This window comes from Streptomyces sp. NPDC048612, assembly GCF_043199295.1.
Classification (GTDB): Bacteria; Actinomycetota; Actinomycetes; order Streptomycetales; family Streptomycetaceae; genus Streptomyces.
Genome location: NZ_JBICVV010000017.1, coordinates 48,983 through 74,396, shown reverse-complemented (window position 1 = coordinate 74,396; position 25,414 = coordinate 48,983). Strand labels below are relative to the sequence as shown.

The following is a 25,414-nucleotide window of genomic DNA, read 5'->3' as shown; positions in this document are numbered from 1 at the left end:
CAGGTGCCGGGCTCCGCGCCGTCCGCGGCGGGTCCGGACGGCGGCCGCCCGGCGCTCCCTCAACTCGCCGAAGCGGCCCCCCGCGCCCCGAACAGCGGCGCGAGCACCAGTTCCGCCGCGCCGTCCGCGACCGCCCGCGCGCCGCCCCGGGCGAGCGCCACCGGGACGGCGGTCCGGCCGCGGGCACCGGCCTGGGCGTCGAGGACCGCGGCGACACCGGCCCGGAACCCGTCGGGGTTCTCCAGTACGGTGCGCCCGCCGAGCAGCACCCGGTCGATGTCCAGCAGCTCCACGAGGTTGGCGGCGCCCGTCCCCAACACCTCGGCCGCGCCCGGCAGATCGCCGCGGGCCACCGCCGCCAGGCACAGCGCCTCGATGCAGCCGCGCCGTCCGCAGCCGCACCGCGGCCCGTCCCACTGCACGGTCTGGTGCCCGAACTCACCGGCGCCGGTACGCGGTCCCCGGTAGAGGCCGCCGCCCAGGACGAGCCCGGCGCCCAGGCCGGTGCCCAGATGCAGATACCCGAACGAGCCGGCGCCGGACGGCATCCCCCGGGCCAGGCCCAGCGCGGCCGCGTTGGTGTCCTTGTCGAGGACGGCGGGCAGGCCGAGGCGCGCGGCGAGCGCGTCCCGCAGCGGGAAGCCGTCCCAGTGCGGCGCGCCGGTGACCCGGTGCAGGACGCCGGTGGTGTGGTCCAGCGGCCCCGGGCAGGCGACCCCGGCGCCCAGCACCGGCGGCCCGCCGGCCTCCGCACGCAGCGCGGCGACCTCCCGGACCGCCGTGTCGAGCACCGGCCCGGCGCCCGCCTCGAAGGCGAGCGGGGCACGGCGCACGGCGACCGGGGCGCCGGTGAGATCGGCGAGTACGGCGATGAGTTCATCGCGGTCCAGGTGCAGCCCTACGGCGTGCCGGGCGCCGGGGACCAGCCGCAGCACGGTGGCGGGCTTGCCGCCCGTGGAGGCGCGGCGGCCCGCCTCGGCAGCCAGGCCCTCGGCCCGCAGCCGGGCGGTGATCTTGCTGACGGCCTGCGGTGTCAGCCCGGTCCGGGCCGCGAGCTCCAGTCGGCTGACCCCCTCCTCGCCGGCGGCCCGGAGCAGCCCGAGCACCAGCGCGGCATTGTGCCCGCGCAGCGCGGGGAGGTTGACGCCGGCGGGCCCGGCGGCGCCCTGGTTCCCGGCGGGGTCCGGCCCACCGGCGGCGGCCCCCGGCGTCGCGGGAACGTCCGTCCCCCCGACGCCGCCCGACGCACCGGCCGCGCCCGGCCCTCCGGCTCCCCGTCCCCGCCCCCGTCCCCGTCCTCGCTCCCGGGGAATGTCCTCGCCCTCGCTGTTGCCGCTCACCCACCCATTGTCCGCATCGCTTGCACTTTGGCAACAGCGTTGCTTAAGTGGCATCCATGAGCGAGACGATCGAGATGAGCGACTCCCCCGGCACCCCCGCCCCGCACCGCCCGCTCCGTGTCGGCCTCATCGGCTACGGCCTGGCCGGTTCGGTCTTCCACGCCCCCCTGATCGCGGCCACCGAAGGGCTGCGGCTCGACCTCGTCTCGACCTCCGATCCGGAGCGGCAGGCGCAGGCCCGCGCCGAGCACCCCCGGGTCCGTACGGTCGACACCCCCCAGGCCCTGCTGGACCACGCCGCCGACCTCGACCTGATCGTGCTGGCCTCGCCCAACAAGACCCATGTGCCGCTCGCCACCGCCGCGTTGGAGGCCGGGCTGCCGGTGGTCGTCGACAAGCCGCTGGCCGCGACCGCCGCCGAGGCCGAGAAGCTCGCCGCACTCGCCGACGACCGCGGCCTGCTGCTCTCCGTCTTCCAGAACCGCCGCTGGGACAACGACTTCCGCACCGTCCGCGCCCTCGTCGAGGAGGGCGCGCTCGGCGACGTCCAGCGCTTCGAGTCCCGCTTCGAGCGCTGGCGGCCGCAGCCCAAGGGCGGCTGGCGCGAGTCCGGCGACCCGGAGGAGATCGGCGGCCTGCTCTACGACCTCGGCAGCCACCTCGTCGACCAGGCGCTGACCCTGTTCGGGCCGGTCGTCTCGGTGTACGCCGAGTCCGACATCCGGCGTCCGGGCGCGGAGGCCGACGACGACACCTTCCTCGCCCTCACCCACGCCGGCGGCGTCCGCTCCCACCTGTGGGTGAGCGCCACCACCGCCATGCTGGGCCCGCGCTTCCGGGTGCTGGGCAGCAAGGCGGGCTATGTGAAGCACGGCCTGGACCCACAGGAGGCCGCACTGCGCGAGGGCCTGCGGCCCGGCACCGAGGGCGTCGCGTGGGGCGTGGAACCGGAGTCGCGCCACGGCCGGCTCGGCGCCGGCTCGTCCCCGCAGACCGGCGGCGGCGAGCCCGTACCGACCCTGCCGGGCGACTACCCCGCCTACTACGCCGCGATCGCCCGCGCCCTCCACGAGGGCGGCCGCCCCCCGGTCACCGCCACCGAGGCCGCCGCCGCCCTGCGGGTCCTGGAGGCCGCAAGGCTCTCCGCCGCCGAAGGCCGCACGGTCCGCATCGAGGCCCGGACATGAGCCCGGCCGGTCCGGACCACGGCACCGGCACGGGCCCGGCCGCTCCGCGCCCGGCGGACGACGGGCTCCGCGAACTGGCCGCCCAGGAAGAGCGGCTGGTCCTCGACAGCTTCGGCAACGAGGACGCCTGGCGCCTGGGCTCGCTGCTGGTGGAGCTGGCGCGGGAGCGCGGCGCCGCGGTGACCATCGGCATCCGGCGCGGCGCCCAGCAGCTGTTCCACTGCGCGCTCCCCGGCACCTCCGCCGACAACGACGCCTGGATCGCCCGCAAATCCGCCGTCGTCGAACGCTACGCCGAGTCCTCGTACCTGGTCGGCGCCAGATTCCGCGCCAAGGGCCGCACCTTCGAGGAGAGTTCACGACTGGACGCGGACCGGTACGCGGCACACGGCGGCGCCTTCCCGCTCCGGCTGCGCGGCACGGGCGTCATCGGCGTGGTCGCGGTCTCGGGCCTCCCCCAGGCCGACGACCACGCGCTGGTGGTGGAGGGCCTGGAGCGGTATCTGGCTGCGGGCTGACGTGGAAGAGGGGGACAGCCGGGGGGCAGAGGGCCGGCGGAGCACAGTCGCGTTGCGGGACCGTGCTTGAGTCCACCCGCCGGCCCCGGAGGGCTCCCGCCCCTCAGGCGGCCCGGAGCTCCTGTCGCTGGCGGCCCAGGCCGTCGATTTCCAGCTCCACCACGTCGCCGGCCCGCAGGTACGGCTTGGGGTCTGGGTGGCCCATGGCGACGCCGGCCGGGGTGCCGGTGTTGAGGACGTCGCCCGGGTGGAGGGTCATGAACCGGCTGACGTAGCGGACCACTTCGGCCACCGGGAAGATCTGGTCGGCGGTGGTGCCGTTCTGCTTCAGGTCGCCGTTGACCCGGAGCCGGAGGCCGAGGTTCTGCGGGTCGGGCACCTCGTCGGCGGTCACCAGCCAGGGGCCCAGGGGGTTGAACGTCTCGCAGTTCTTGCCCTTGTCCCACTGGCCGCCGCGTTCGATCTGGAACGCGCGCTCCGAGACGTCGTGCGCCACGGTGTAGCCGGCCACCGCGGCCCTCGCCTGGGCGTCGGTCTCCAGGTAGCGGGCGGTGCGGCCGATGACGACGGCCAGCTCCACCTCCCAGTCGGTCTTCACGCTGCCGCGCGGGACCAGCACGGTGTCGTCGGGGCCGACGACGGTGTCCGGGGCCTTCAGGAAGAGGATCGGCTCCTCGGGAGGCGTGGCCCCCGTCTCCCGGGCGTGGTCGTGGTAGTTCAGCCCGATACACACGATCTTGCCGATCCGGGCGAGCGGCGGGCCGGTGCGCAGCCCGGCCGCGTCGAGCCGCGGCAGCGCGCCGGAGGCGGCGGCGGTGCGGATCTCGGTCAGCTTTCCCTCGTCGGCGAGGAGCGCGCCGTCGATGTCCGGCACCAGGGCCGACAGGTCCCGCAGTGCCCCGGCCCCGTCGAGCAGCGCCGGGCGTTCGGCCCCCACCGGTCCGACTCGCAGCAGCTTCATCGGTTCAACTCCCGTGGTCGAAGGTCGGCCCGGAAGGGATCTTCCGGGCCGGCCGATGGGGGACGGCCATCGAGCGATTTGGCTGATCGTCCAAGAACGGGGTCGGGTCCGCAAGACCCCGTTCACGGACTGGACCCTTACTGCGGGGTAGTGGCGCTCTGCTCCCCGGCCCTGGCCCGCGAGTTGGCCCGCGCGCGGGCCGCCCGCTGACGGGCCGCGCGGCTCTTCGGCGCGCGCCGGTCCGCCCGCTGCTGTGCCGGGCGCTGCGGCGGGACGCCCTCGCCCGGCTCCCCGTCGGCCGCGACGGCCTCCGCCGACGGGGCCGGGGCCTGGGCCGGCGACGGCTTCCCCGCACCCGGCTTCCCGTCACCCGCAGCCGGCTTCCCCGCGGCGGCGGGCTTCCCCGCACCCGAAGCAGCCTTGCCCGCCGCCGGCTTCCCCGCGCCCGAAGCGGACTTCCCCTTCGCCCCCTTCGCCGTGCCGCCCGCGGCCGCCGGCTCCGGCGCGCCCTGTCCGCGGTCCCGGTGCAGCAGCGCCCGCTCGCAGGCCGTCCAGGCCGTCGTCGTGACCATGTAGAGCCCGGCGGCCAGCGGCACCACCGCGACCGTGATCAGCGTGCCGAAGGACAGCAGCGGCATCACCTTGGCCATCGAGGCCATCCCGGGCAGTGCGGCGTTGCCCGCGACCGGCTGCGGGGCCTTGGCCATCGTGGCGCGGGCCCGGCGGTAGTTCCAGGTCGCGACCGCCGCGACCAGCGCGAACAGCCCGAGGTAGACCAGCCCCTGCGGCCCGAGCACACCACCGTCGGCGAGCGCCCCGGTCCAGTGCCCGCCGAGCGGCGCGCCCAGCAGGGTGTGGTCCAGGAGGTCGCCGCTCCCGGTGGAGAACAAGTGGTACATCACGAAGAAGACGGGCAGCTGGAGCAGCGTCGGCAGACAGCCGCCGAGCGGCGAGGAGCCGGTCTCGGCGTACAGGGCGGCGGTGGCCTTCTGCAGCCGCTCGGGGTTGCCCTTGTGCTTGCGCTGGAGTTCCGCCAGCTGCGGGGCGAGCGCCGTACGGGCCTTCTCGCCGCGGGCCGCGGCGCGGGCGAGGGGGTGCAGCGCGGCGCGGACCCCCAGGGTGAACAGGACGACGGCGGCGGCCATGGCCGCGGAGCCGAAGAGCGGGGCGATCGCCTGGGCGCCGTGCGCCAGCGCGTCGCCGAGGAAGCCGAACAAGGACATGGCTGAGCCCTCCACGGGTCTCGTCGTGCCGGGATGTGGATTCGGCGTGACGAGCCGCGCGGACGCGGAAGAGCGGTACGGGGACCGGTGCGCCTACGCGGCCGTCGGGAGGGAACGGCCCGGTGCCCGGGGACGCGGCCGGCCGGCCGCGTCGGGATCGCGTTGCGGCAGGAAGGCCGTGCGCCGCTCGCGGTCGCGGATCGCCGTACGGATACGGCCCGGTGGCACGGGCCGGGCGCAGGCCGCGATCAGGAAGGCGCGGCACAGGAGCAGCAGCGCGGTGGTGGTCGCGGCGGCGGTCAGGGCCGTGGTGAGACCGGTCTGCGTGAGCAGGAAGCCGGCCAGGAGGAACAGGAGGGCCGAGGTGTACAGGCGCAGGGCATCGGCGATGCGGTACATCCAGCGCCCTCCTCAGGTTGTCCGGTCGTCAAGACTTGTCGTCTTCCGCTCAAGAGTAGCCACATCTCTGGGCAGCCGGGAGACCGGCCGGTAGCTTGCGCCCTCTCTGCCGTCGGGGGCGGCGGGGAGCAGGGGGAAATCAAGGGGGAACACCTAGGAGGTGCTGTGCGCGACATCAGCGTCCCGGCCCTGGCGGCCCCACTGCGGAGCGGCGGCCTTGCCGATTCCGTCTTCGACACCGCCGCCCACCAGCCGGATTTCGCTCAGCTCGCACGCCGCGACGACCACACACCCGACGGCTGGCAGGAGGTGTCGGCGGCGCAATTCCGTGACGAGGTCATGGCCCTGGCCAGGGGGCTGCTGGCGGACGGGATACGGCCCGGCACACGCGTCGCGCTGATGTCCCGTACGCGCTACGAGTGGACCGTGTTCAGTTATGCGCTGTGGGCGATCGGCGGGGAACTCGTCCCGGTGTATCCGACCGCCTCGGCCGAGCAGCTGCGCTGCATCCTCGCCGGGGCGAAGGTCACCGCGATCGTCGTGGAGAACGAGGCGCAGGCCATGACCGTGGCCGAGGCCTGCGACGAACGGGCCGCGCTGCGGCGGCTGTGGCAGCTGGACCTGGACTGCGTCCAGCGGCTGGCGGAGGAGGGCACCCGGCTCACCGAGGCCGATGTGCACCGGCTGCGGCACGCGGTCGGCCCCGACGACGTCGCGGCGATCGTGTACACGTCGGGGACCACCGGGAGCCCGCGCGGCTGCGTGATCACCCACGCCAACCTCGCCGCGGGCTGCGACACCCTCTACGCGGGCTGGGGCGGGCTGCTGGCCGCGCCCGGCGAACTCCCTTCGCTGCTGGCCTTCCTGCCGTTCGCGCACGTCTACGGGCTGATGGTGCAGGTGGCGTGTCTGCGCGGCGGGGTGAAGCTCGCCCACCAGCCCGATGTGACCTCCGACGAACTGCTGCCCGCGCTGGCCTCGTTCCGCCCGACGTTCCTGTTCGCGGTGCCGTACGTCTTCGAGAAGATCTGCGCCCGCGCCCGGCAGGCCGCGGAACAGGCGGGCCGGCGGCGGACGTTCGACGCGGCGATGACGGTGGCGGTGCGCTACGCGGAGGCCCTCGCGGCGGAGGCGCAGGGCACCGGGCGCGGCCCCGACCCCTTCCTGCGGGCCCGGCACGCGCTCTACGACCGGCTGGTGTACTCCCGCATCCGGGAGCTGCTGGGCGGCCGGGTGCGGACCGCGGTGTCCGGCGGCTCGCCGCTCTTCCGCGAGCTGGGGCTGCTCTTCGCCGGCGTCGGGATCACCGTCTACGACGGCTACGGCCTGACGGAGACCAGCGGCGCGATCACCGTACAGCCGCCCGGCCGGGTGCGGTTCGGGACGGTGGGGCTGCCGCTGCCGGGCAGCGCGGTGCACCTGGCGCTGGACGGCGAGGTGTGGGTGCGGGGCGCGGTGGTGTTCGCCGGCTACCTCGACGAGGACGAGACCCCGGGCAGCGGGCTGTACGACGGCTGGCTGGCCACCGGCGACCTGGGGCACCTGGACGAGGACGGCTATCTCGTCATCACCGGCCGCAAGAAGGACATCATCATCACCAGCAACGGCAAGAGCGTGGCCCCGCAGGGGCTGGAGCAGCGGCTGTGCGCCCATCCGCTGATCTCCCAGTGCGTGGTGGTCGGCGACAACCGGCCGTATGTGACCGCGCTGATCACGCTGGACCCGGAGGCCCTCGACCACTGGCACAAGCTGCGCGAGGAGCCCGGCAGGGACAGCGGCGCGCCCACGCCGGAGGAGCAGCTGCACGCGGAGGTGCGGCGGGCGGTGGCCCGGGCGAACGCCTCGGTGTCCCGGGCCGAGTCGATCCGCGCGTTCCGGGTGCTGCCCGAGGAGTTCAGTCAGGAGGCCGGGCTGGTGACGCCGTCGCTGAAGCTGCGGCGGGCGGCGATCGTCCGGCGCCACGCGGACGAGATCGACGCGCTGTACGCCCAGGGACAGCGCGAGGACCCCGAAGGCCGCCAGGAGCGGCGCAGATGGGCGGCGGAGAGCCTGTACGCGCGCTGAGCGGCGCAGACGCGCGCCCCTGAGGGCACATGGCAGCCGCCTGTGGACGGGCCCGGCCGGGCATACGGAAGCCGGCGCACGTCACCCGCATCCGGCCGGGCCCGCCCGCGGCACCGTAGCAGTGCCGCGGCGGGCCCGGCCGTTATTTGTCCAGGGGTGAGGACCCACGACCGCGGGAGGGTCACGGCACTTAACGTCCGGTGGCATTCCAGTACGGACGATCCGGGAGGCCGTGTGCGGTCCATCCTCAGCAATTCCGCAACATCAGGGCGGACCATCGCCACCGGACTGGTGGTAGCCGCGCTCGTGGCCACACTCGCGGCGTTGCTGCTGCCCGTCCAGCTCTTCGGTGAGACCGCGTCGGCGGCGACCAACACCGTCACGTACGACGACGACGGCGGCGGCACGGTCAACACCCGCTACGGTCCGCTGACCGCCATGGACCGGGACTTCGTCCGCAAGGTCAGACTGGCCGGCCTGTGGGAACTGCCCGCGGGCCGCCAGGCACAGGAGCGCGGGCAGACCGCGGCGGTCCGTACCGCCGGTGAGCACCTCGTCGCCGGGCACACCGAGCTGGACCGGCGGGTGATCGAGACCGCACGGGCGCTGGGCGTCACCCTGTCCAACCAGCCCAACGCCGACCAGCAGGGCTGGCTGGCGCAGATGAACGCCGCGCAGGGTGACGAATACACCAGGACCTTCGCGGAGCTGCTGCGCCGGGCGCACGGCAAGGTCTTCGGCCTGGTGGCCATGGTCCGCGACCAGACCAAGAACTCGATGGTGCGCGCCCTGGCGAACCGCGCCAACACCATCGTCCTGGACCACATCACCGTGCTGGAGAAGACCGGTGGCGTCGACTTCGACACCCTGCACACCAGCTAGGCGACGGAGCCCCTGGTATGCCACGGCGGCGCGGTCGCCGGCCCGGACGGCGGCGGACGCCCCCGCCCACGGCGGGGGACGCACCCCGCCCCCCACCCCCGCGACCCGGAAGAAACGACACCCGCACCCAACCGACACCCCTCACATCGGACGAAGCGAAGTGATCTCATGAGGCAACGGCAACAGGCCCATAAACGCTCGCGTTTGACGAACAGAATGCTGATCGGCGCCACCGCCCTGCTGCTCGGCGGCGGCGGCCTCGCCGCCTACGCCACCACGGCGCTGGCCGGCAACAACACCCCGGACGCGTCGGCCGGCCATTCCCAGCACACCGCGAGCGCCTTCACGCTCTCGTGCCCCGATGTGGGCGAACGGCTGCGCCAGGTGCCGCGCAGCGCCAAGCTCCCGGTCTCCAAGGGGCTGTCGGCGCTCGACAAGCAGGTGCACGACGCCTACCACTCGATGATGACCGGCAAGACCAGCAGCGGCGACACCGTCCTCAACGGGCTGAAGACGAAGCGGCAGAAGACCATCAGGATGATGGTCACCGCGATCTCCAAGGACGCCGAACGGCCCGGCTACCTGCTCAAGATGAGCGGCTGCACCATGAAGCCGGTCAACGAGGGCGCGGGCACCGGCGGCGGCGACTCCACCAAGTCCGTGCAGGACGGCTGGTACGGCCAGAACCAGACCCAGGGCCAGGACGGCCAGCAGAGCCAGGACCCCGGTCAGGTGCAGGGTCAGGACCCCGGTCAGGTGCAGGGCGGCCAGGACCAGAACGGCGGGCAGCAGCAGGGCCAGGCCGGCGGCCCGTCCCCCGACGACTTCGTCGACATCAACAACGTCCAGCCGAACGCGGACGCCCCGCCGTTCGCCGCCCCCGAGGGGGGCAACGCCTCCACCGGCACCTTCACCACCGAGTGCGGCCGCAATGAGGACGGCCACTTCAACTCCGACAACGTCATCGTGACCCCGGGCGTCAGCAACGGCGCCCACCACACCCACGACTACGTCGGCAACAAGGCCACCGACGCCTTCGCGGACGACAACAAGCTCGCCGCCTCCGACACCACCTGCGACAACGGCGACCAGTCCACCCACTACTGGCCGGTGCTGCGCAAGCTGGACGGCAACGCCGAGCAGAAGCCGGGCGCCGCACAGGACGCCAACGTCGGCACCACGCTGACCCCGGCGACGGTCACCCTGACCTTCCGGGGCAGCCAGTCCGGCGAGGTCCGGGCGATGCCGCGCTTCCTGAAGGTCATCACCGGTGACGCCAAGGCGTTCACCAACGGCACCAAGAACGCCAACGCCTCCTGGAGCTGCACCGGATTCGAGGACCGGCAGCTGAAGGACAAGTACCCGCTGTGCCCGCAGGGCTCGCAGGTCGTGCGCACCTTCGCCTTCCAGAACTGCTGGAACGGCCGGGACATCGACAGCGGCAACCACCGCGACCACATGGCCTTCTCCGACCAGAACGGCAACTGCCCGCAGGGCTTCGAGGCGGTCCCGCAGCTCGTCCAGCGGATCACCTACGACGTCCCGCAGGGCAACAGCTTCGCGGTGGACAGCTTCCCCGAACAGCTGCACAAACCGGTGACCGACCACGGTGACTTCATCAACGTGATGCCGGACAACCTGATGAGCAAGGCCGTCGACTGCATCAACAACGGCCAGGAATGCTCCTGACGGGCCGGCCGACGGGCCGGCGGCCCTGAGGGCCACGGTCTCCGGGCCCCTTGGGGGGACATCCCCTAAGGGGCCTGTGGGCCCCCCTGGACCGGACAACGCAGTGGCCCCGACCCGGATTCCCGGGGCGGGGCCACTGTTCTGCGCCGTGGTGCTGAGGGGGTGCCGGCGGTACGCCGTCGGACCGGCCGGCTGTCAGCTCAAGGGGCGCGGTGGTTCATCCGTCGGTACTTCAAAGACCGTTGACGCGGGCCTCGCGGGCCATGCCGAGCGGGCGTATGGAGGACGCGACGGCGCGGGCGCGGCGGCCGGCGCGGGCGCGGTAGCTGCGGACATGGGCCATCAGACGCCGGCTGCGCAGCGCCATCTCCAGCTCGAAGCGGGTCCGCGGGTCGCGCAGCACCGGTCCGAAGAGCTTCTCGATCTGCCGCAGGCGGTACCGGACCGTCTGGGGGTGCACATGCAGCAGCTTGGCCGCCTCGGGGGCGCCGCCGCCCTCCAGCCACGCCAGCAGCGTGACTTCGAGCCGTTCGCTCTGCCGGGGCGTCAGCTCCTCCAGCGGGCCGAGCCAGCGGGACGTCAGGGCGTCGGCCAGCGACTCGTCCTGGAGCAGCAGCAGCGCCGAGAGGTGGTCGTCGACGAACGCCGGCCGCGACTCCGGGCCGACCCGGCTCGGGGCCAGCGTGAGCAGGTACCGGGCCCACCGCAGCGAGGACGCGGTGTCGGTGGCCGGGACCACGTGCCCGACCGCCGCCGGGCGGCCCTTGAGCGCCGCCTCCAGGCGGGCCCGGGTCTGGGTCGCCGGGTCGGGGACGAACAGACAGGTGTAGCCCTCGACGTTGCCGATGAGGGCATGCCCCAGTGCCGCGGCGAGTTGGGGCGCCTCGGCGGGGGTGGCGAGAACGACGGCCTGGAGGGTGTCGGGCACCGGCCAGCCCGCGGCACGGGCCAGCTCGTGCAACCCCTCCTCGGGTACCTCTCGTTGGCCGGCGAGCACGTCGAACAGGTCCTGGCGGGCCCGGGCCACCGGCATAGGTGTGACAACCGAGGGGCGGGCCGGAGGTTTACTTTCCGACTCTTTTTGGTACCCCAGAACTGTCAGCAAGGCCTGTTCAAGCGCCCAATGTGCGTCTTCTACGGGAGTATCCCCGAGAAGTGCGGACAATGCGGGAAATCCGCGTTGCAACTCCGCGACCAACTTCTCGGCGAGATCCGGGAGTTCATTTCTGACTACCCGGTTCCACTCGCCGCGGGGACGCGACCAGATGCGGTTCAGGAGATCACACATCGCTACCTCGATCCTGGCGGGGATGCGGTTGGTACAGGGGATTGGCGCCCCCCCGTGCGCCTGAGTCGGCATCATCCGGAGTCCCCCCGCGCGACCGCGATGCCAGTGCAGGAATTTGTCACAGCGCGATAAACCTTACGAAAGCCTGAACACGTTCGGAGATGCTTTTGCACATCCGGATTACGGCCCTGCGTATCCGCCCGGTTACAGAATGTTCAGTGTTACCGGGGGTCACCCGAACAAAAGCCCCGGGCAAATACCACCCCCGGGAGATTTCATAGAAATTCGCATCCCGCACTCGTGCCCCGACACCGGGAGGTCCGATGTCCGCACCGCGTCTGCAGAGCCGCCGCGCCTCACACCGTGCCCGGCCTTCGCCCTCCGTACCCCGCCCCCGGCGCCCTCCGAACGAACCCGGCCCGCCGGACCGGCGGGCCCCCGGCGGCGGCTTCGCCGGAACTGCCGTACTCCGTCCGGCGCTTCCGGCCGCGCTGCTGCTCTTCATCGCCGTCACGCTGCACTCCGGCGCGGCGGACACCCTCATGCGCTTCCTGGACTTCGGCGCCGGAGTCCTCGCACTGGTCTCGCTGTCGGTCACCGTGCTGTGGGGCCTGGCCGCCACCGACCGGATGGTGCTGCACTCCGGCCACCGGCTGCTCGCCCAGGCCGTGCACCGCGGCACCGCGGTCGCCGGGCTCGGCTTCCTCGGCCTGCACATCTGGGTGAAGATCGCCGAGGGTCACACCGACACCATGGCCGCCACCGTGCCGTTCACCGACGGCGCCCGGCCGGTGCTCATCGGCCTCGGCACCCTGGCCGCCTACACGTTCATCGCCGTCGCGGTGACCGGCGCGGTACGCGCCGCGTTCACCGGCCTGACCGGTGCCCGCTGGTGGCGCGCGCTGCACATGTGCGCCTACCTCGCCTGGGGACTCGCCCTGGTGCACGGCCTCAGGTCCGGCCGTGCGGCGGCCGGCTGGGCCATCGCCGGATATGCCATCTGCCTCATCGGGGTGGCCGTACGACTCGGCCTGCGGCTGCGCGACGCCCGCAGGAACACAGGAGAACTCCCATGACCGCCCCCGCCCCCACCCAACTGCTGCCGGCGCTCGCCGAGGCGGAGCCCGTCCCGACGCTGGCGTCCTTCGGGCCGCCGCGGCTGCTGGCCGGCCTCGACGAGATGCCCCGCATGGACCGGGTGGCCCATCTGTCCCGGCACGGCAGCCTCCCCCAGCTCACCTCCCAGGAGCTGGTGGCGCTGGCCGAGGACATCGATCTGCGCGGCCGGGGCGGGGCCGGCTTCCCGTTCGCCCGCAAACTGACCGCCGTCATCGACGGGATGAAGCGGGCGGACGGCAAGGGCGCGGTGGTCGTCAACGGCAGCGAGGGCGAACCCAGCTGCCTCAAGGACACCGCGATGCTGCTGCACGCCCCGCACCTGGTGATCGACGGCGCACTGCTGGCCGCCGACGCGCTCGGCGCACAGGAGGTCGCCCTCGGCGTGACCCGCACCGACGTGCTGAGCTCCGTGCAGCGCGCCATCGACGAACGCGGCCCGGTCCGGTCGGCTTTACGGGTCACCCTGCTCACCGAACGGTTCGTCACCGGCGAGGGCTCCGCCATGACGAACGGGCTGAGCGGCGGCGCCGGGCTGCCCTCGGGCCGCAAGATCCGCTCCAGCGAGCGGGGTCTGAACGGGGTGCCGACCCTGCTGTCGAACACCGAGACCTACGCCCAGCTCGCCGTGGCCGCCCGCCTCGGCGCGCTCGGCTACCGCACCGCGGGCCTGCCCACCGAGCCCGGCACCCTGCTGCTGACGGTCGCCGGCAACCGGGTCGTGGAGGTCCCCTACGGCGTCTCGCTCGCCCGGGTCCTGGCGCTGTGCGGCATGGACCAGGGGCAGGGCGTGCTGATCGGCGGCTACCACGGCACCTTCATCTCCCCGGCCGACGCGCTGACCGCGAACCTGTCGAAGGAGTCGCTGGCCGAGTACAACGCGGTGCTCGGCGCCGGGGCGGTGCTGCCGATCCCGTACGACACCTGTCCGGCGGGCGAGACGGTGCGCGTCGCCCAGTGGATGGCCGCCGAGTCGGCCGGCCAGTGCGGCCCCTGTGTGCTCGGCCTGCCCGCGCTCGCCGACCAGCTCGACCGCGCCGTACGGGGCGGCGGGGAGAGCGCCCTGGAGGCCGTACAGGCCCGTATGCGGGCCGTGGAGAAGCGCGGCGCGTGCAGCCACCCGGACGGCACCTCACGCTTCGTCGCCTCGGCCCTCAGGTCCTTCCCCGAGGAGTTCGAGCGCCACGCGCAGGGGTTCGGGTGCGGCCGCCCGGTGACCGGTGCGCTGCCGGTCACCGGGAACCCGCCGCTGGCGGTCACCGCCCCCGCCCCCACCCCGACGCGGGTGTCCGCGCCGCCGCAGGAACGGCTGCTGGTGGACTGGACGCTGTGCCGCGGCCACGGGCTGTGCGCCGACGTCGTCCCCGGCATCGTGAAGCTCGGCGCGGACGGCTACCCGCAGTCCGCCAACATGCCGCTGCCGGCCCGGATGCGGCGCCGCGGACAGCTCGCGGTGCGCCGCTGTCCCGCGCTGGCGCTGCGGGTCCAGGGCGGCAACTGACGTTTCCCGCAGGGCTTTTGCGCCCGGAGAAAATTCTTCGGTGCCGTTGAACGCCCGGCACCCCGGAGCGCGTATTCCCCGGGCGACGGCACCCCGCCGGCGCCCGGACGGGATCGGGACGGGTGGCCGGACGAGCAACTCGGTCACCACCTCAGCAAGACGGAACCACCCATCGGCAGAGGAGACATCATGAGCAATCGACGTCGTGCGGCGTTCGCGGCCGCCGCGGTCGCCACCCTGGCCCTGACCACCGGCTGCGGCAGCAGCGGCAACCAGAGCGCCGGCACCACCACCACCGACAACGTCCAGCCCGCCGGCCAGGGCACCAGCGACTACGGCTACGGCTCCTCCGGGGGCTCCGGCGGCGGCCAGGCGGGCGGCACGGACGCCGCCGCCGGCAAGGCCCCCAAGGCGCCCGGCGCCGGGAAGCTGGCCCTGCACCAGGACGCCAAGCTCGGCACCGTCGTCGCCGACTCCAAGGGCATGACCCTCTACCGGTTCGACAAGGACACCCCCGACCCCGCCAAGTCCAACTGCAACGGGTCCTGCGCCACCACCTGGCCGCCGGTGCCCGCCGACGGCGCCACCGCCCCGGCCGGCATCGACAAGAGCAAGCTGGGCTCGGTCACCCGCGCCGACGGCGTCAAGCAGCTCACCATCGCCGGCTGGCCCGCCTACCGCTACATCAAGGACACCAAGGCCGGTGACACCAAGGGCCAGGGCGTCGGCGGCACCTGGAACGCGCTGGCCCCCGACGGCAAGAAGGCCGGCGCCCAGGAGCCCAGCGACGTCTCGGTGTTCAACCACCCCGACCTCGGCGGCATCCTCGTCGACGGCAAGGGCCGCACCCTCTACCGCTTCAACAAGGACAGCGCCTGGCCGATGAAGTTCGGCTGCAACGACGCCTGCCTGGACACCTGGAAGCCCGCCAAGCCCGCCGACCGCTCCAAGCTCAAGGGCATCGCCCCCAAGCTCATCTCCACCGTCACCCGCCCCGACGGCACCCGTCAGCTGGCCGTCGACTGCTGGCCGGTCTACTGGTTCACCGGCGACGAGCAGCCCGGTGACATCAACGGCCAGGGCAAGATGGGCCTGTGGTTCGCGGTCTCCAAGGAGGGCGAGAAGATCACGACGACGCCGGAGGGCTGAGCGGGCCATCCCCCGACGCCACCCCGTCGCGCGGGAACTCGTCGTCCAGCGCCAGCACCTCGGCGTCCGGCCGCTCGTCCGCGGCGCGCGGCCCCAGCCAGGTGACCGCGAGCGCCACCACCACGTTCACGGCGAGCCCGACGATCCCCGCGTTCATCCCCCAGACCGGGTCGTGTCCCCCGAACACCAGGACACAGACCAGCGTGAAGCCCGCCACCAGGCCGCTCACCGCGGCGTGCAGCGTCAGCCGCCGCCACACCAGCCCCAGCAGCAGCATCGGCACGAGCTGCGCCATGCCCTCGTACGAGATCAGGGACAGCCGGACGAGGGTGTCGGGGGCGGTGTAGGTCAGCAGCAGCGCCAGCGCGCCGGCCACCACCACGACCAGCTGCGACCACAGCTTCTGCCGTCCGCCCGCCGTACCTCCCCCGCCGTCCCCGGAAGCCGCCCCGGCCGCCCCCCTGTTGAGACGGGGGATCGCGCCCAGCACGCTCCTCCCCCACATCGTGCCGATGACCAGCATGAACACGGCCATCGGCACGATGGAGGAGAGGGCGGCGGCGACCCCGACCACCCCCACGGCCCAGGCCGGAAGGGAGTCCACCACCATCTTGAACAGCGCGAGGTTGGAGTCCGCGCCGGCCAGGCCGGGCACCACGAACAGCGCCGCCATCCCCAGCAGCACCGGCACCAGCAACAGCACGTTGTAGAACGGGAGGTAGAGGGCGTTACGCCGCAGCGCCTCGGCGTTGCGGGCACCGAGATAGCCGGCCACGGTCGTCGGGAAGATCACCACGGTCAGGGAGTTGACGAGGGTGGTGGTGACGAACCACACCTGGCCCAGCCCGCCCGAGGCGTGCCCCGGGAACGTCAGCCACTGCGGCTTCTCGGCGACGAGCCGGTCCAGGAAGGGCCCGTAGCCGCCGAAATAGTGCAGCGGCACATAGACCGCGAGGAAGCCGAGGGTGCCGATGACGAGGACGTCCTTGAGCACCGACACCCAGGCGCTGCCGCGCAGCCCGCTGACCACCACGAAGCCGGTGGTGACCGCGAAGGCCAGGAAGTAGGCCCAGTCGAGGCTGATGGCGCCGTAGGAGATGGTGGTGACGACCACGCCCATGCCGGTGATCTGCAGCTGGATGTACGGCAGCAGACAGACCGTGGCAAGCAGCGCGACGGCGGCGCCGAGCCAGGGCGCGCGGAAGCGGTGCGCGACCATGTCGGTGATCCCGACCAGGTCGTGCCGGCGGGCGTACGCCCACAGCATCGGCCCGACGACATAGCCCAGCGCGTAGCCGCAGGACATGTAGGCCAGGACATAGAGCACCGGGGCACCGGAGTTGTAGCCCCAGCCGGCCGCACCGAGATAGCTGAAGCTCGTGTAGCTCTCACCGGCCATCAGCACCCAGATGAAGACCGTGCCCAGGCCCCGGCCCCCCACCGACCACCCGGCAAGTCCCCCGCCCGCGCCCTTCCCCCGCACCGCGAGCAGGCCGAGGGCCACGGTGAGCACCATGAAGCCGCCGAAGACGGCGGTGGAGACCGCGGCGTTCATATCCGCCCCCGCGCCCGGTCACCGCGTCGGGCCAGCCACACCGCGAGCGGGGTGGCCAGCGTCGCCAGCAGCATCCAGAAGAACAGGAACGGCAGACCGAGCACGGTCGGGGTCACCCGGTTCACCAGCGGCAGCACCGCCAGGAACAGCACGTACGGCAGCAGCAGCCACAGCAGCGCGGGACGCTTTCTCGAACCCGGGGGCCGGCCGCCGGAGGTCTGGTTTCGCACGAGCCGAGAGCCTAGGGGACGCCCGGCCCCGCTCACCGGGACTGTGTCGACCGCAACACCGCCCAGACCACCAGCCGGTAGGCGGAGGTGTACTCCGGCGTACAGGTCGTCAGGGTCAGATAGGAGTCCGGCGCGGTGAAGCGGTAGGCGGGGTGCACGCTGCTGTACGGGACGGCGGCGAGGACCGTGCCGTCGCCGGGGGTGGTCCGCGGCAGGGTGCGCCGCACGGCGTAGGTGTAGCGGGCCTCGGCGGTGTCGACGAGGACGGTGTCGCCCGGCCGCAGCCGGTCGAGGCGGCGGAACGGCTCGCCATGGGTGTTGCGGTGCCCGGCCAGCGCGGCGTTGCCGGCCCGGCCGGGCTGCGCGCTGTGCGGATAGTGGCCGACGTAACCCCGGTTGAGGACCGCGGCCTTGCCGACGCCCTGGGCGATGGGCGCGGTGAGCCCGATCCGGGGGATGCGCAGGACGGCGTACGCCCGGTCCCGCGGGGGCTCCGGTGCCCGGCTCCCGCCGCGGCGCGCGGACGGCCCGGACGGCGCCGCGCTCGCCGCGCCGCGCGCCCCCGTACGGCCGTCCCGCGGCGCCGGGTCCGGGCCGGGCGCCGCGGGACGGGCGTCCCACTGCCGCTCCAGCCGGCCCACCTGGTCCCGCGCCGCGGACTGCGCCTGACGGTTCGTCCACCACAGCTGGTGGACGACGAGCAGCAGCAGGACGGCACCGAGCGTCACCGCCAGCTCCGCGCCCGCCCACAGCACCCGCACGGCAGCGGGGCGACGGGTTCGCCGCCCCTGCACGACCACCGGTATCCGCTCCCGCACGCGGGCACCGTAAGCCCTGCGGGCACAGGTCACCAGAGGCGTGCGGGGAGCGGCCGGCGGGCGGGGTCAGCCGCCGAAGGCGTGCGAGACGGCGTAGATGCACAGCCCGGCCAGGGCGCCGACGACGGTGCCGTTGATGCGGATGAACTGGAGGTCCCGGCCGATGTGCGCCTCGATCTTCTTCGAGGTGTGCTCGGCGTCCCAGCCGGCGACGGTGTCGGTGATCAGGGAGGTGATCTCGTCCTGATAGGTCGTCACCACATAGACGGCGGCGCCCTCCAGCCAGCCGTCCACCTTGTCCTGCAGCCGCTCCTCGCCGGCCAGCCGGCGGCCCAGGGACAGCAGCGCCGCCCGTAGCCGCAGCCGCAGTTCGCTGCGCTCGTCCTCGGCGGCGGCGACGATCATCGTGCGGACCGAGCCCCAGGCCGAGGCGATCAGGTCCTGCACCTCGCCGCGCCCCAGCACCTCGGACTTCAGCCGCTCGACCTTGGCGCGGGTCTGCGGGTCGGACTGCAGATCCTCCGCGAAGTCCCCGAGGAAACGGTCGATCGCCCCGCGCGCCGGGTGCTCGGGCATGTCCCGCATCTCGGTGACGAAGCGCAGCAGCTCCTTGTAGACCCGGTCGCCCACCTTGCGGTCGACGAACCGCGGGGTCCAGCCGGGGGCGCCGCCGGAGACCGCCGCCATGACGGAGTCCCCGTGCTCGACCAGCCAGTCGTGGCCGCGGGAGACGAGCAGGTCCACCGCCCGCCGGTGGCCGCCCTCGGCGACGATCTTCTCCAGCAGGGTGCCGACACCGGGCGCGATCTCCTGGGCGTCCGCCCGCCGGGTGATCGCCTCACCGACCACCGCCTGCACATCGGAGTCGCGCAGCACGGTCAGCGCTCCGCGCAGCGCGGTGGACAGTTCGTCGGTGACCCGGTCGGCGTTCTTCGGTTCGGCGAGCCAGCCGCCGAGCCGCCGGCCGATGCCGACGGAGCGCAGCCGGCGGCGGACGACGTCGGCGGAGAGGAAGTTCTCCCCGACGAAGTCCCCCAGGCTCCGGCCCAGTTGGTCCTTTTTGGTGGGAATGATCGCGGTGTGCGGAATCGGCAGCCCCATCGGCCGCTTGAACAGCGCGGTGACCGCGAACCAGTCGGCCAGCGCGCCGACCATGCCGGCCTCCGCGGCCGCCGCGACAAACCCGGTCCAGCCGCCCGCCCCGGCCGATCCGGCCCATTTCGCCAGCACATAGACCGCGGCGACGGCCAGCAGCAGGCCGGTCGCCAGCGCCTTCATCCGGCGCACCGCGCGCCGGCGCTCCTCGTCGGCGGCGCCGGGCGCGAACCCGCCCGGCACGGCACCCGCCGCCGACGCCCGCTCCGCCCTCGGCGCCGTGTCCGCTTCTGTCCGTTCCATCCGCTCCACCGCTCCCACCGTGCCCCCCACCGTCCGTACGGCCTCTCGTGCTCCGCACGACGGCCACGTTCCGGCCGTCATCCCACTGTGACCTACTCCTGGAACGAACCACGAGTTCCCCGCGTCCATGACGAGGAGGCATCGAACGGGGCGCCGGGCGGCGCACCCGAGGTCCGTGGGATCATGGGGGACCGATCGGACCGCAACGGTGCCGCTGATCATCCGCTGCCCTTGCCCGCCCGGAGCGTGCTGCTCCGCTCGACCCAGGAGACCCCTCCCGCATGAAGAAAAGTGTGGGTTACTCCCTGCTCGCCGGTCTGGCGGCAGTGGTGGTACTGATCTCGACCGCGATATTCGTCGGCTTCGGCGGCGAGAGCGGCGGTCCTGGCAGCTCCCCGCACAAGCCGCGCGACCCCGCGGACCCCGCGGTGTCCGGCCAGTGGGTCGGCACCTGGTCGGCGGCCGCGGCCGCGGCCGAGCCCGGCACCCTGAACGGCTATGCGGGGATGTCCATACGCAACGTCGTGCACACCAGCGTCGGCGGCTCCGGCGTCCGCATCCAGCTGTCCAACCTCTACGGCACCCGGCCGCTGGTGGTCAGCCACGCCTCGCTGGCGCTGGCCGCGGCCCCCAGCAACCCCACCGCCGCGAGCGGCACCATGCGGCGGCTGGCGTTCGGCGGCAAGCCCGCGGTGACCATCCCGGCGGGCGGCGCGGTCACCAGCGACCCGACCCGGCTGAAGGTGCCCGGCGACGCGGACCTGCTGGTCACCACGTACTCGCCGTCCCCCTCGGGCCCCGCCACCTACCACCCGTACGCCCGGCAGACGTCCTACCTGGCGCACGGCGACCGCGCCGAGGACGCCACCGGCGCCGCCTACACCGAGCAGAGCCCCTACTGGCGGTATCTGACCGGCGTGGACGTGTGGAGCACCCAGGCCCGCGGCTCGGTCGTCGCGATCGGCGACTCGATCACCGACGGCATCACCTCCACCGCCGGCGCCAACCACCGCTGGACCGACTTCCTCGCGGCGCGGCTGCGCAACGAGCCCGGCGCGCCCCGCTACGGCGTCCTCAACCAGGGCATCAGCGGCAACCGTCTGCTGGTGAACGGCAGCAAGTTCTCCCCGAACAACGGGCCCAGCGTGCTGTCCCGGCTGGAGCGCGACGCACTGTCCCGCACCGGGGTGAAGGCGGTGATCGTCGAGATCGGGCTGAACGACCTGTTCAAGACCCCGCGCCAGCTCGACCCGCAGAAGATCGTCGCCGGTATGCGGCAGCTCGTCCGGGAGGCGCACGCCCGCGGTCTGCGCGTCACCGGCAGCACCCTGACGCCGTTCGGCGGACACCGCGGCTACTCCGACCAGCTGAATTCGGTACGGCTGCAGGTCAACCGGATCATCCGCTCCGGCACCGTCTACGACGAGGTCGTGGACTTCGACAAGGCGCTGCGGGACCCGGCGGCGCCGGTGCGGCTGCGCCCCGTCTACGACTCCGGCGACCACCTCCACCCGAGCGACGAGGGCTTCCGGGCGATGGCCGACGCCGTGAACCTCGCCCACCTCAAGCGCGGGGCACCCGCCGCACTGTGACACCGGTCCGCGCCGTCACACCAACGGCGCAGGCCCGCCGCCGCGTGTCCGGCCGCCGCGCGGCGGCCGGTCCCGGCCGGTCCCTGGGCGTCATGGAACTTCCCCGCCGCTCCGGGCGTTCGACCGGCTGACGGAGGCATCACCAGACGTACCGGGGGCTGACATGGCCGTCACACTGGCCGAGGAAATCATGCTGCTGTCGCTGGACGAGGAGTCCGGGACGGCGGAGCGGCAGCAGACGGCGGGCTGGGCCGTCGCGGGCGGCATCCTGCTGGAACTGGTGCTCGCCGGGAGAGTGGCCGTCGACGGCAAGTACCTCAGCCTGACGGACCCGACACCGACCGGTGAGCGACTGCTCGACGACCGGCTGGAGCTGCTCGGCGCCTGGCTGGGCGGCCGCGACAAGCGGCGGGTGACGGAGTGGCTGGCCAAGGACCGCGCCAAGGCCGGCAAGGCGGCGGTGCAGAGCCTGTGCGCGCGCGGCGTGGTCGTCGAGGAGCAGCACAAGGCCCTCGGCCTGTTCCCGATCCGCCGCTATCCGGAGGCCGACAGCGCGCCCGAGGCGGAGCTGCGGCAGCGGCTCGGGGCCGTCGTCCTGGAGGGCGCCGTCCCGGACGAGCGCACGGCGGGCCTCGTCGCCCTGATCCACGCCACCAAGCTGTATGCCCTGGCGTTCCCCGACGCCCCGCGCAAGCAGGTGACCGGCCGGATGGCCGAGGTCGCGGAAGGCCAGTGGGCGGCCGACAGCGTGCGGACCGCGATACGTGACATGCAGGCGGCCCTCACCACGATCGCCGTCGTCACCGCCGCCACGGCCGGAAGCTGAGCCCGCCACACGAGCCCGCGCCGGACCGGCGGGCGGACCGGCGGACCGGCGGACCGGCCCTAGTCCAGCTCCTTGCGCCCGTCCTCCTTGAGGCGGCGCCGTTCCTCCTTGAGGCGGCGCCGCTCGGCCCTGGGCAGCTTGCGCTCGACGCCGACGCCGCCCATCAGCGCCAGGCCGGTGACGACGACGCGGGGCGCGCCGGGCTCGCCCGGGGTCCCGTCCTCGCGCGCGTCGAAGCCGCCCATGATGCCGAGTCCGCGCACATCGACCTCGACGCCCGGCGGCACCACGATGTTCACCCCGCCCATGAGCACCCAGCAGCTGATGACGACCTCCGGCCCGGCGAAGTTCGCCTCGCGCAGATCGATCTCGCCGCCGCCCATGACGCAGGCGGCCGTGAAGCGCCGCCCGATCGTCCACCGGCCCTTACGCTGGAAGCCGCTCATGAGGGAGAAGCCGACCGAGGACCCCTGGCCACCGCTGACGATCCGCTCCGCCCAGCGCGCCGGCGCACCGCTCTCCTTGCGCAGCGACAGCGGCGCAGGCGCCTGCGCGGCGGCCGGCAGATCGGCGGTGAGCGGCTCCAACTCCCCGTAGGTGCGGGCCTTGTAGGCCGCCTCGAGCCGCTCGTCGAACTCCTCCATCGCCAGCCGTCCCTCGGTGAGGGCGTCCCGCAGGATCTCGGCGACCCGCTCACGGTCGGTGTCGGAAGCGCGCAACTCCGGGAGGTCTTCAGTCATACGGACAGATTAGAGCGCGTCGCCCGTATTGCCGCTGTTTCCGGCGACATCCCACCGCTGCCCGCCGCCCGCGTACAGCTCGGCGATCAGGGTCTCGATGTCCGGCTCCCGCACCGACAGGTCCACCAGCGGATAGCGCGCGGCGACCGCGGCGACCAGCGGCGCCGCGCTCTGCGACGCCGGGAACGCCAGCCACTGCCGGGGCCCGTCCACCCGGACCGTACGGGCACCCGGGACGCCGTCGATCGGCGGCAGTTCCCGCGCCAGGTCCACCACCAGCGTCCGTTCGCCGTCACCGGCGGCCCGCAGCCCGTCGAGACCGCCGTCGTAGACCAGACGGCCGTGGTCGATGACCATCACCCGGCGGCACAGCTGCTCGATGTCGGTCAGGTCATGGGTGGTCAGCAGGACCGTGGTGCCCTTCTCGGCGTTCACCTCGCGCAGGAACTCCCGGACCCTGGCCTTGCTGACCACGTCGAGGCCGATGGTCGGCTCGTCCAGGTACAGCACCTCGGGGTCGTGCAGCAGCGCCGCCGCGATGTCGCCGCGCATCCGCTGCCCCAGCGACAGCTGCCGCACCGGCACGGCCAGCAGCGGGCCCAGGTCCAGCAGTTCGACACAGCGCTCCAGATTGGCGCGATACCGGGCGTCCGGGACCCGGTACATCCGCCGCACCAGCTCGTAGGAGTCCCGCAGCGGCAGGTCCCACCACAGCGTGGTGCGCTGCCCGAAGACCACCCCGATCCGGCGGGCGAGCCGGGTCCGCTCCCGCGCCGGGTCGATACCGGCGATCCGGAGCCGGCCGCCGCTGGGGACGAGGATGCCCGTCAGCATCTTGACGGTGGTGGACTTCCCGGCGCCGTTCGGCCCGATGCAGCCGACCATCTCGCCGCGCGGCACCCGGAAGGAGAGCCCGTCGACGGCCCGGACCTCCTGCCGCACCCGCCGCAGCCGGCCCGCCCTGCGCCGTACCGAGAACACCTTCTCGACACCGTCGACCTCGATCAGCTGCCCCGCAGCGGCCGCACCGCTCATCCCGCGCCCTCCCTCGTCGTCCCGTCCGGGGCCCGCCCCATGAGGCCCCCTCAGCTGCCGGTGCTGCGGTAGGACCGCAGCCCCAGCCGCCACGCCAGCCCGGCCCCCGTACACATCAGCGCCGCCACCACCGGCCCCAGGAAGTCCACCCAGCCCGGCAGCCCCAGCGGGTCGGGGCGGCCCAGCAGCCGCAGCGCGGGCAGCCAGTTCACGAAGGCCAGCGGGACGAGGTAGGTGACCCCGCGCACCAGCTCCTTGGCGAACACCGTCGGCGGGTACTGCAGCATCGCGTTGCCGCCGTAGGTGAAGGAGTTCTGCACCTGGGCCGCGTCCTGCGCCCAGAACTGGAAGGCGGCCCCGGCGGTGAACACCGCCGCGAAGATGGCCGTGCCGCACACCGCCATCAGCGGCACCATCAGCACCCGGCCCACCGTCCAGTCCACCTCGATACGCGGCAGCGCCCAGCCGAGCACCAGCAGCGCCTGGGTGATCCGGCCCACCCGGCGCAGCGCGAAGCGGTCCGCCGCGATCTGCGCGAAGACCGGTACGGGGCGCAGCAGCAGCGTGTCGAGGGTGCCGTCCCTGATCCGCAGGCCCAGCCCCTCGATGCTGCCCAGCATCAGGTCCGCCAGGCCCAGCGCCACCCCGGACGTCCCGTACAGGAAGGCCACTTCGGGCAGCGTGAAGCCGCCGAGGGCCTCGATCTGCGAGAACATCAGCAGGATCGCGACGAAGTCCAGGCCGTTGGCCGCGAAGCTGCCGGCCGCCATCAGCACGAACGAGGCCCGGTAGGCGAGGGTGGAGCGCACCCACATCCGCACGATCAGCCCGTAGGCGGCAAGCCCCCGCGCCACCGCCCCCCGGCCGCGCCCGGCCCGCACCGCCGCCCGCGCGCTACCCACCGTGCACCACCACCTTGCGGGTCGCCGCCGACTGCACCAGCCGGCCCAGCGCCAGCAGCGCCGCCGCCCACCCCGCCTGGAACGCCAGCCCCCGCATCAGCGCGCCACCGCTCCGGACCCCCATCAGCACATCGGCCGGCACCTGGAGGACCGCCGCCCACGGCAGCAGCTGGACGGCCTCCCCGAAGCCGCCCGGGAAGACCCGCAGCGGCAGCAGCATCCCCGTGAAGAACGTGCAGGCCAGCCCGCTGATCAGGGCCAGCCCCGAGCCGTCCAGGAGCCAGCAGGACGCCAGCGCGACGAGATAGCGCAGCGCGAAGCTCACCAGGACCCCGAGCAGCACCGACAGCAGGAAGCAGCCCCAGGTCACCGCGTCGCCGGGCAGCACCAGCGGAAAGACCAGGGCGCCGACCGCCATCGGCACGGCCCCGCGGCCGACCAGCTGGAGCCCGGCCCGCCCCAGGTCCGTGGCCAGCCACCACAGTTGGAGGTCGGCGGGCCGGCAGAGGTCCACCGCGATGTCGCCGCTGCGGATGCGCTCCTGGAGTTCGTCCAGCCCGCCGCCCATCAGCGCCGCGGTGGCCAGCAGCGCCTGCGCGGTCCAGACGAAGGTCAGCGCCTGCGCCTGGTCGTAGCCGCCCAGATGCGGCCGCTCGTCCCACAGCGCCAGGTAGGTGTAGGCGACGATGAAGCCGAAGACGGTGTTGGTGAACACCCCCGCCGCGGTGGCGGTCCGATAGGTGGCGTACCGCCGGAAACTGCCGGCCGCCACCGCCGCGTACACCACGCCGCTCCCCCCAGCCACCGTTCCCGTCGGACGCGCAAAGCACCGGAGCCTAAGTCCCGGACGCGGCGGGCACCATCGAATTATCACCGCTTCGGGTGAGCCGTGGGCGCCATTCAGCCGGTCAGGTGGCGGACTACGGTGCGCGCCACCCCCGCTGACCGGGACGCAGGATGCGAGAGTTTCCCCGCGGGCGGCCGGTGCTGTTGCGGCACAC

Annotated in this window: 23 protein-coding genes; 10 read left to right on the top strand and 13 right to left on the bottom strand. The window is 73.4% G+C overall.

Annotation, left to right across the window (positions count from 1 at the left end; all coding sequences use genetic code 11):
- Window positions 1-59: 59 nt before the first annotated feature.
- Window positions 60-1,340 (bottom strand): ROK family protein, encoded by a 1,281-nt coding sequence (locus ACGFN2_RS24195; protein ID WP_393363719.1) that lies wholly within the window; start codon window positions 1,338-1,340, stop codon window positions 60-62.
- Between the two features lie 56 nt (window positions 1,341-1,396).
- On the opposite strand from ACGFN2_RS24195, the gene ACGFN2_RS24190 reads away from it, so the two are divergent.
- Window positions 1,397-2,527 carry a Gfo/Idh/MocA family oxidoreductase gene (locus ACGFN2_RS24190; RefSeq protein ID WP_393363716.1) on the top strand — a complete coding sequence of 377 codons (1,131 nt, stop codon included), beginning with the start codon at window positions 1,397-1,399 and terminating at the stop codon, window positions 2,525-2,527.
- Window positions 2,524-3,045 (top strand): heme-degrading domain-containing protein, encoded by a 522-nt coding sequence (locus ACGFN2_RS24185; protein WP_393363713.1) that lies wholly within the window; start codon window positions 2,524-2,526, stop codon window positions 3,043-3,045. Before ACGFN2_RS24190 ends, ACGFN2_RS24185 begins: the two co-directional genes overlap by 4 nt.
- Before the next feature lie 103 nt (window positions 3,046-3,148).
- Here the strand turns inward: ACGFN2_RS24185 and ACGFN2_RS24180 are convergent, their stop codons facing one another.
- The 3 genes from ACGFN2_RS24180 to ACGFN2_RS24170 all read right to left on the bottom strand — a co-directional run bounded on the left by ACGFN2_RS24180 (window position 3,149) and on the right by ACGFN2_RS24170 (window position 5,628).
- On the bottom strand, window positions 3,149-4,006 hold the full coding sequence (locus ACGFN2_RS24180; protein WP_362605124.1) for a fumarylacetoacetate hydrolase family protein: 858 nt from the start codon (window positions 4,004-4,006) through the stop codon (window positions 3,149-3,151).
- Window positions 4,007-4,143: 137 nt separating this feature from the next.
- Complete coding sequence (locus ACGFN2_RS24175) at window positions 4,144-5,229, bottom strand: YidC/Oxa1 family membrane protein insertase (RefSeq protein ID WP_393363709.1); 1,086 nt, start codon at window positions 5,227-5,229, stop codon at window positions 4,144-4,146.
- 93 nt (window positions 5,230-5,322) lie between these two features.
- Window positions 5,323-5,628, bottom strand: coding sequence for a DUF6412 domain-containing protein (locus ACGFN2_RS24170; RefSeq protein WP_393363706.1), 306 nt, complete (start codon window positions 5,626-5,628; stop codon window positions 5,323-5,325).
- Between the two features lie 165 nt (window positions 5,629-5,793).
- Here ACGFN2_RS24170 and ACGFN2_RS24165 point away from each other — a divergent pair, with 165 nt between their 5' ends.
- From ACGFN2_RS24165 to ACGFN2_RS24155, 3 genes are all read left to right on the top strand, one after another.
- Window positions 5,794-7,692: an AMP-dependent synthetase/ligase gene (locus ACGFN2_RS24165; protein ID WP_393363703.1), complete on the top strand. Its 1,899-nt coding sequence runs from the start codon at window positions 5,794-5,796 to the stop codon at window positions 7,690-7,692.
- Window positions 7,693-7,926: 234 nt separating this feature from the next.
- Window positions 7,927-8,574, top strand: coding sequence for a DUF4142 domain-containing protein (locus tag ACGFN2_RS24160; RefSeq protein ID WP_362605117.1), 648 nt, complete (start codon window positions 7,927-7,929; stop codon window positions 8,572-8,574).
- Between the two features lie 216 nt (window positions 8,575-8,790).
- Complete coding sequence (locus ACGFN2_RS24155) at window positions 8,791-10,263, top strand: DUF1996 domain-containing protein (RefSeq protein ID WP_362605208.1); 1,473 nt, start codon at window positions 8,791-8,793, stop codon at window positions 10,261-10,263.
- Window positions 10,264-10,495: 232 nt separating this feature from the next.
- Here the strand turns inward: ACGFN2_RS24155 and ACGFN2_RS24150 are convergent, their stop codons facing one another.
- Window positions 10,496-11,296: a CdaR family transcriptional regulator gene (locus tag ACGFN2_RS24150; protein WP_018091333.1), complete on the bottom strand. Its 801-nt coding sequence runs from the start codon at window positions 11,294-11,296 to the stop codon at window positions 10,496-10,498.
- A 578-nt stretch (window positions 11,297-11,874) separates the two neighbouring features.
- On the opposite strand from ACGFN2_RS24150, the gene ACGFN2_RS24145 reads away from it, so the two are divergent.
- From ACGFN2_RS24145 to ACGFN2_RS24135, 3 genes are all read left to right on the top strand, one after another.
- Window positions 11,875-12,627 carry a hypothetical protein gene (locus ACGFN2_RS24145; protein ID WP_362605114.1) on the top strand — a complete coding sequence of 251 codons (753 nt, stop codon included), beginning with the start codon at window positions 11,875-11,877 and terminating at the stop codon, window positions 12,625-12,627.
- On the top strand, window positions 12,624-14,168 hold the full coding sequence (locus ACGFN2_RS24140; protein ID WP_393363698.1) for an NADH-ubiquinone oxidoreductase-F iron-sulfur binding region domain-containing protein: 1,545 nt from the start codon (window positions 12,624-12,626) through the stop codon (window positions 14,166-14,168). The genes ACGFN2_RS24145 and ACGFN2_RS24140 overlap by 4 nt, the downstream gene beginning before the upstream one ends.
- Before the next feature lie 189 nt (window positions 14,169-14,357).
- Window positions 14,358-15,317 (top strand): SCO0930 family lipoprotein, encoded by a 960-nt coding sequence (locus ACGFN2_RS24135; RefSeq protein ID WP_393363695.1) that lies wholly within the window; start codon window positions 14,358-14,360, stop codon window positions 15,315-15,317.
- On the opposite strand, the gene ACGFN2_RS24130 is transcribed toward ACGFN2_RS24135, so the two are convergent.
- The 4 genes from ACGFN2_RS24130 to ACGFN2_RS24115 all read right to left on the bottom strand — a co-directional run bounded on the left by ACGFN2_RS24130 (window position 15,295) and on the right by ACGFN2_RS24115 (window position 19,318).
- The gene (locus ACGFN2_RS24130; protein WP_362605109.1) at window positions 15,295-16,872 is read right to left on the bottom strand and encodes a sodium:solute symporter family protein; all 1,578 of its coding nucleotides are present in this window, start codon (window positions 16,870-16,872) and stop codon (window positions 15,295-15,297) included. The two genes, ACGFN2_RS24135 and ACGFN2_RS24130, sit on opposite strands and share 23 nt — an antisense overlap.
- Entirely contained in the window at window positions 16,869-17,102 is a 234-nt protein-coding gene (locus tag ACGFN2_RS24125; RefSeq protein WP_362605107.1) for a DUF3311 domain-containing protein, read from the bottom strand. Before ACGFN2_RS24125 ends, ACGFN2_RS24130 begins: the two co-directional genes overlap by 4 nt.
- Window positions 17,103-17,134: 32 nt before the next feature.
- Complete coding sequence (locus ACGFN2_RS24120; RefSeq protein WP_393363691.1) at window positions 17,135-17,920, bottom strand: class E sortase; 786 nt, start codon at window positions 17,918-17,920, stop codon at window positions 17,135-17,137.
- A 66-nt stretch (window positions 17,921-17,986) separates the two neighbouring features.
- On the bottom strand, window positions 17,987-19,318 hold the full coding sequence (locus tag ACGFN2_RS24115) for a DUF445 domain-containing protein (protein WP_393363688.1): 1,332 nt from the start codon (window positions 19,316-19,318) through the stop codon (window positions 17,987-17,989).
- Window positions 19,319-19,599: 281 nt separating this feature from the next.
- Between ACGFN2_RS24115 and ACGFN2_RS24110 the strand changes: the two genes are divergently transcribed.
- Both ACGFN2_RS24110 and ACGFN2_RS24105 read left to right on the top strand, forming a co-directional pair.
- Complete coding sequence (locus tag ACGFN2_RS24110) at window positions 19,600-20,910, top strand: SGNH/GDSL hydrolase family protein (protein ID WP_362605102.1); 1,311 nt, start codon at window positions 19,600-19,602, stop codon at window positions 20,908-20,910.
- Between the two features lie 163 nt (window positions 20,911-21,073).
- Window positions 21,074-21,736, top strand: a complete 663-nt coding sequence (locus tag ACGFN2_RS24105; protein WP_393363685.1) for a GPP34 family phosphoprotein — start codon at window positions 21,074-21,076, stop codon at window positions 21,734-21,736.
- 59 nt (window positions 21,737-21,795) lie between these two features.
- On the opposite strand, the gene ACGFN2_RS24100 is transcribed toward ACGFN2_RS24105, so the two are convergent.
- From ACGFN2_RS24100 to ACGFN2_RS24085, 4 genes are all read right to left on the bottom strand, one after another.
- Entirely contained in the window at window positions 21,796-22,476 is a 681-nt protein-coding gene (locus ACGFN2_RS24100; RefSeq protein ID WP_393363682.1) for a DUF1707 domain-containing protein, read from the bottom strand.
- A gap of 9 nt (window positions 22,477-22,485) precedes the next feature.
- Complete coding sequence (locus ACGFN2_RS24095; protein WP_393363679.1) at window positions 22,486-23,511, bottom strand: ATP-binding cassette domain-containing protein; 1,026 nt, start codon at window positions 23,509-23,511, stop codon at window positions 22,486-22,488.
- Between the two features lie 50 nt (window positions 23,512-23,561).
- A complete protein-coding gene (locus ACGFN2_RS24090; RefSeq protein WP_393363853.1) occupies window positions 23,562-24,326 on the bottom strand; it encodes an ABC transporter permease in 765 nt (254 codons plus the stop codon).
- A gap of 79 nt (window positions 24,327-24,405) precedes the next feature.
- On the bottom strand, window positions 24,406-25,200 hold the full coding sequence (locus tag ACGFN2_RS24085; protein ID WP_393363676.1) for an ABC transporter permease: 795 nt from the start codon (window positions 25,198-25,200) through the stop codon (window positions 24,406-24,408).
- Window positions 25,201-25,414 lie beyond the last annotated feature (214 nt).

Bases quoted from the DNA above. Each gene is read 5' to 3' on its own strand.
- ACGFN2_RS24130 (WP_362605109.1), bottom strand. From the start codon at position 16,872: ATGAACGCCGCGGTCTCCACCGCCGTCTTCGGCGGCTTCATGGTGCTC.
- ACGFN2_RS24115 (WP_393363688.1), bottom strand. From the start codon at position 19,318: ATGGAACGGACAGAAGCGGACACGGCGCCGAGGGCGGAGCGGGCGTCG.
- ACGFN2_RS24150 (WP_018091333.1), bottom strand. From the start codon at position 11,296: ATGCCGGTGGCCCGGGCCCGCCAGGACCTGTTCGACGTGCTCGCCGGC.
- ACGFN2_RS24100 (WP_393363682.1), bottom strand. From the start codon at position 22,476: ATGACTGAAGACCTCCCGGAGTTGCGCGCTTCCGACACCGACCGTGAG.
- ACGFN2_RS24180 (WP_362605124.1), bottom strand. From the start codon at position 4,006: ATGAAGCTGCTGCGAGTCGGACCGGTGGGGGCCGAACGCCCGGCGCTG.
- ACGFN2_RS24090 (WP_393363853.1), bottom strand. From the start codon at position 24,326: ATGTGGGTGCGCTCCACCCTCGCCTACCGGGCCTCGTTCGTGCTGATG.
- ACGFN2_RS24145 (WP_362605114.1), top strand. From the start codon at position 11,875: ATGTCCGCACCGCGTCTGCAGAGCCGCCGCGCCTCACACCGTGCCCGG.
- ACGFN2_RS24185 (WP_393363713.1), top strand. From the start codon at position 2,524: ATGAGCCCGGCCGGTCCGGACCACGGCACCGGCACGGGCCCGGCCGCT.
- ACGFN2_RS24140 (WP_393363698.1), top strand. From the start codon at position 12,624: ATGACCGCCCCCGCCCCCACCCAACTGCTGCCGGCGCTCGCCGAGGCG.
- ACGFN2_RS24110 (WP_362605102.1), top strand. From the start codon at position 19,600: ATGAAGAAAAGTGTGGGTTACTCCCTGCTCGCCGGTCTGGCGGCAGTG.
- ACGFN2_RS24135 (WP_393363695.1), top strand. From the start codon at position 14,358: ATGAGCAATCGACGTCGTGCGGCGTTCGCGGCCGCCGCGGTCGCCACC.
- ACGFN2_RS24105 (WP_393363685.1), top strand. From the start codon at position 21,074: ATGGCCGTCACACTGGCCGAGGAAATCATGCTGCTGTCGCTGGACGAG.
- ACGFN2_RS24155 (WP_362605208.1), top strand. From the start codon at position 8,791: ATGCTGATCGGCGCCACCGCCCTGCTGCTCGGCGGCGGCGGCCTCGCC.
- ACGFN2_RS24190 (WP_393363716.1), top strand. From the start codon at position 1,397: ATGAGCGAGACGATCGAGATGAGCGACTCCCCCGGCACCCCCGCCCCG.
- ACGFN2_RS24170 (WP_393363706.1), bottom strand. From the start codon at position 5,628: ATGTACCGCATCGCCGATGCCCTGCGCCTGTACACCTCGGCCCTCCTG.
- ACGFN2_RS24095 (WP_393363679.1), bottom strand. From the start codon at position 23,511: ATGAGCGGTGCGGCCGCTGCGGGGCAGCTGATCGAGGTCGACGGTGTC.
- ACGFN2_RS24175 (WP_393363709.1), bottom strand. From the start codon at position 5,229: ATGTCCTTGTTCGGCTTCCTCGGCGACGCGCTGGCGCACGGCGCCCAG.